Origin of the sequence: Persicitalea sp. (assembly GCF_041751555.1) — a bacterium.
Lineage (GTDB): Bacteria > Bacteroidota > Bacteroidia > Cytophagales > Spirosomataceae > Persicitalea.
The window spans coordinates 1-3,859 of record NZ_JBGSXF010000125.1 but is presented as its reverse complement, the minus strand read 5'-3'; the positions used below and the strand labels follow the sequence as shown (position 1 = coordinate 3,859).

The 3,859-nt window shown below is 53.0% G+C and carries 4 protein-coding genes and 1 pseudogene; all 5 read left to right on the top strand.

Translation table 11 applies throughout. From position 1 onward, the window contains the following. The coding region (locus tag ACEW8P_RS04235; protein ID WP_373511863.1) for a sulfatase/phosphatase domain-containing protein at window positions 1-346 on the top strand (346 nt) is incomplete at its 5' end. Window positions 347-379: 33 nt separating this feature from the next. After that, on the top strand, window positions 380-658 hold the full coding sequence (locus tag ACEW8P_RS04230) for a hypothetical protein (protein WP_373511862.1): 279 nt from the start codon (window positions 380-382) through the stop codon (window positions 656-658). A 115-nt stretch (window positions 659-773) separates the two neighbouring features. Continuing rightward, complete coding sequence (locus tag ACEW8P_RS04225) at window positions 774-2,036, top strand: polysaccharide pyruvyl transferase family protein (protein WP_373511861.1); 1,263 nt, start codon at window positions 774-776, stop codon at window positions 2,034-2,036. Between the two features lie 175 nt (window positions 2,037-2,211). Further along, window positions 2,212-3,555, top strand: coding sequence for a hypothetical protein (locus ACEW8P_RS04220; RefSeq protein WP_373511860.1), 1,344 nt, complete (start codon window positions 2,212-2,214; stop codon window positions 3,553-3,555). Window positions 3,556-3,624: 69 nt separating this feature from the next. Next, window positions 3,625-3,859, top strand: a pseudogene (locus ACEW8P_RS04215) (sulfatase); the annotation flags it as partial.

The following is a 3,859-nucleotide window of genomic DNA, read 5'->3' as shown; positions in this document are numbered from 1 at the left end:
TCCCTCTGATATGCAGGGTAAGTCGTTCTTCCCGCTGCTGAAAGCCGTCGATCCTAAAAAAGTACCCTGGCGCAATGAAGCCTACTACCACTACTACGAATTTCCGCAGCCGCACCACGTATATCCTCATTTCGGCGTCAGGACGGAGCGGTACAAACTGGTCTACTTCTACGGCGGGGCCGACTCGTGGGAGCTGTTCGACATGCAGAAAGACCCGACTGAGGTGTCGAACATTTACGGTCAGAAGGGCACCGAAGCAGTTACCAAAGAGCTGAAAGAGAAATTACAAAAGCTGATGGTGGAGTATAAGGATCAGGAAGCGTTGAAGATTCTGGCGGGTGCCTAACTACGCTTCCGGGGTAATTTGTGAAATATCCTCATGACGCAACCTACCCCCCGGCCCAACGGATCTTCTGGTTTCTTGAAAGATGACGGCAACTCGTCCGAATCGGGCGGGAAGGTCATCGGCTGGGAAGAAATGCTCGACCGGGTTTTGCCCAGGATTCCCGCCAGGGCGCTGAACTACTTTTCCGATAGTACAGAATCACGTAAACGAGAAAAGAAAATTCAATTGCCGAGTGTTAAAATTCAATCAACTTCTATCTCCAACTTTTCGGCGGAAATCGGCTGCATCAACCATTATCTTGGCAGTTCCTAAGCGGTAGAAAACCCGAATTTTGAGTTTAGATACTGATCCTAATACCTAAAGATAATCACCTGAAATCTACTAACTAATGGATACAAAAAGATATTCGCGTCGAAATTTTTTGACGTTGACCTCGCTGCTCGCGACCTCTCTGTTAGGCCAGAATTCCTTTGCCAAAAGACCCGGTGGTTCCAAATCTAAAAAAGAACTTGTACTCCGCTCGTCCTGGCAGACGGTCAACATCGGCGATATCGGTCATACACCCGGCGTATTGCACCTACTCGAAAAGCACTTGCCCGAGGTTCGGGTGCGCCTGTGGGCCACCGATGTCGGAAACGGTGTTAGGGAGATGTTGTCTGGTCGATTCCCGGAAATCGAAATATTTACCAATTCGGATAAGGAAGCAGTAGCCCGCGCTATGATAGAGTGCGACTTCCTGCTGCATGGCTCCGGCCCGTCGCTGGTGGCCCGCGGTGACGTGAAGCGCTGGAAGGAGGAAACGGGCAAGCCTTACGGCGTGTACGGCATCACCTTTCCGGGCGTTTACAGCGACGATCCCAAAGAAGTCATTGAAGCCAATCCGCTCGATGTGCAATTGCTCAACGCCGCTGCCTTCGCTTTCTTCCGCGATTCGGTTTCGCTGGATTTGGCCAAGAAACTAGGTGTGAACAATCCGGTGATGGAGTTCTGTCCCGATGGGGCGTTCGCCGTAGACTTGCGCGATGACGCGTCCGCTGCGGCCTTCATGAATGAACATGGCCTGGAAGAAGATAAATTTATGTGCGTGATTCCCCGCAATCGGCTCACACCGTGGTGGGAAGTTCCGAGCAAGAACCGGGCGTTGGATGAAAAGAAAAACGCCCGCAACGAACTCATGCGCGAGCACGACAACGCGCCGTTGCGCGAAGCGATCATCGCAGTAGTCCGGCAGACGCCTATGAAAGTCCTGATCTGTCCCGAGGACGAAACCCAGGTCAAACTCGGCAAGCAAATCTTGCTGGACAAACTACCCGAGGATGTAAAAGAGAAAGTCGTGTGGCGAGATCGCTATTGGCTCACCGACGAGGCCGTAAGTACCTACGTTCGTTCGGCGGGAATCTTCGGGCTGGAAATGCACTCGCCCATCATGTGCCTTGGCAACGGCATCCCGGCCATCGTGGGCCGCTTCGCCGAGCAGACCAGCAAGGGCCTTATGTGGCGCGACATCGGCTTGGACGACTGGCTGTTCGACTTCGACGACGAGGCAGATATTGCCCGCTACGTCTCGGCGGTGCTGGCGATGGCGCATAACCCCGCAGCGGCTCGGAAGAAGGCAGCCAAAGGGAAAAAATTTGTCGAAAAAAGGCAGAAAGAGACGATGGGAATTTTGGAAAAGAAATTAAAGATTTGAGGTAGTCGTCGGGTGAAGAAAGTGTCGATAGAGAAAGGGCACGATGATGTTGAACGGCAAGTAGTAGATCGACTACCCAATCTTTGCTATGGAAGGCGATTGTAACAGGGTAACCTAATATAGCGTGTGTACAGTACTTTTAATTTGGGCGGGATATTTTTTTGCGATTTTTCCGGTGAAAATTTGCTCCAATAAATTTGCGGCAGCAACTACGACACCTATCCTCCACCAGAAAATCCCCATTCCCTCCGCCTTCCTGACTACTATTGACGGCCTCACCTACGCCGGCGACCTCCGATTAGGCGACCTGACAAACGACGGGCAAGCAGACTTTATCGTGTACCGAGCCGCCAATTCCGTAGATGGGGGAGCCGTGCAGCCCTGCTTTCTGGGTGCGTTCGACCAGAATGGGAAGGTACTCTGGCAAAAGGGCGAGGGCGGCCTGCAGCCTAACCGTCCCGGTCCGGTGGTGGTTTTCGACATCGACGGCGACGGAAAAACCGAGGTACTTACTTTTTTCGTGAAGGATACTGAAACCGTTGTACCGCAAAGCATGGCCAACGTCGTCGTGCAGATTTTGGACGGGAGTACGGGGCGGGTGAAGCAGCAAGCAAGTCCGCCGCAACTGACCAGCAGTCGGGGCCAGGGCCCAAACTGGGTTCATCAGCGTATTCTGATTGCTAATCTTCGGGGTAATTCCACGCCGCAAGATTTTATCGTCAAACTAGGCAAAAAAATCATTGCCTTCGACAACGAGTTGCGGGTACTTTGGACCTACGAGAACGAATGGGATGAATACGCCAACTGCCCGGCCTACGTTCCAGCGGTGGGCGATATGGACAATGATGGCCGCGATGAAATCAATGGTGGCTACTATGTTCTCAGTCCCGATGGCAAGCCACTTTGGGAAAAGAAACTAGGTAAGAATATGGATGCGGTCGTGATCGACTACTGGGACAATTACGAGAAAAAGCGGGCCTTCTGCTCGGGCTTCGGCCACGTGATGGACGAAAAGGGAAACGCCATCCTGGCTCTGGGCGAGGAGGTAGTGCCGCACGGGCAGGAGCTGCGCGTAGCTCACTTTTCCGACGATCTGCCGGGGCCGCAGATGATGATCCGCTACAACGGCCACAACACCGACATGATGCTGGTGGGGCAAAACGGCAAGATTATCAGGAAATTCAAAGTCAACGAATCGCCCAACAACACAGGCATGGATGCCATATACTGGGAAGGCTCCGGTCAGCCCGCCTACCTCTACAACGGCGGAACGCTATGGAACGGGCAGGGGAGGTTAGCGCACACTTTTACAGAACTACCCAGTGTCCAGGGTAATCTCCGACAAGGCTGGTATCATTGCGTTCCGGCGGATATCTGCGGCGACGCACGAGAGGAGGCGGTGTTATACAATCCCTGGGATCGCTACGTATTTATTTTTACCCCCGCGCCTTTTAGGAAAACGGCATTCAAGAAGTACCAGCCCGGCCCGCGGCAGTACAACGTACGGCTGTTGGACTGAACCAATCAATATGGTCTCCGGGAAATCGGTCGTGTTAGTAGTTGAGCTCAAACTACTACTTTCAATCCTATGAATAGGTACTTTTTATTTTTGCTGGTAGTTGTGTGTACCCTCGGATGCTCCGAGTCTGCCCACGCCCAACAACCCGATCGCCCCAACATCGTCATGATCAGCGTGGATGATCTGAACGACTTCATCGGCGGCATGGGCCACCCGGATGCCATCACGCCCAATCTCGATAAGCTCATCAGTCGTGGGACGCTCTTTACCAACGCCCAGTGCCAGTCGCCGATGTGCAGTCCGT